Raw genomic sequence first — 735 nt, forward strand, 5'->3', positions numbered from 1 at the left:
AGCGGCAGCCCATGGCGACGATGGCGATCGGCTCGTCGGGGGCGCCCGGCCCGGCGGGTCCGGCCGGTGCGGGGCCGGTCGCCGGGAGGGCGGCCGGCGCGTGGCCGGACACCTCGGCGGAGAGGAAGGCGGCGAGGGCCTCCGCGTTGGGGTGGTCGAAGACGAGGGTGGCGGGCAGCCGCAGCCCGGTGGCCCCGTTGAGCCGGTTGCGGAGTTCGACGCTGGTGAGGGAGTCGAAGCCGAGGTCCTTGAACGAGCGGTCGGAGGCCACCGCCGCCAGGTCCGGGTGGCCGAGGGCCCGGGCGGCTTCGGCGCGGACCAGGTCGAGGAGCACGCGGTGGCGTTCGGCGTCCGGGAGTGCGGCGAGTCCGGCGGTACGGGAGGGGGCGGTGCCTTCGGCCGTGCCCGCGGTGTCCGCCCCGTCCCCGGCTGCGGCGAGGGCCGTGCGGGCCTCGGGCAGGCCGGCGAGGAGGGCGCTGGGCCGGGCGAGGGTGAAGGCGGGGGCGAACCGTTGCCAGTCGACGTCGGCGACGACGACGGTGGTCTCGTCCAGGTCCATGGCCCGCTGGAGTGCGGCGATCGCGGTGTCCGGGGCCATGGCGGGCAGCCCGCGCCGGCGCAGGTGGGCCTCGGCCTGCTCGTCGCCGGCCATGCCGCCGTCGGCCCAGGGGCCCCAGGCCACGGAGGTGGCGGCGAGTCCTCGGGCGCGGCGCTGCTCGGCGAGGGCGTCGAGGT

At 78.6% G+C, this 735-nt stretch carries 1 protein-coding gene; it reads right to left on the reverse strand.

The features are described 5' to 3' along the window. Window positions 1–735: acyl carrier protein (locus VR44_RS39795; protein ID WP_045952576.1), on the reverse strand; the 735-nt coding region annotated here is incomplete at both ends.

It is taken from the genome of Streptomyces katrae (genome assembly GCF_000966975.1).
Classification (GTDB): domain Bacteria; phylum Actinomycetota; class Actinomycetes; order Streptomycetales; family Streptomycetaceae; genus Streptomyces; species Streptomyces katrae.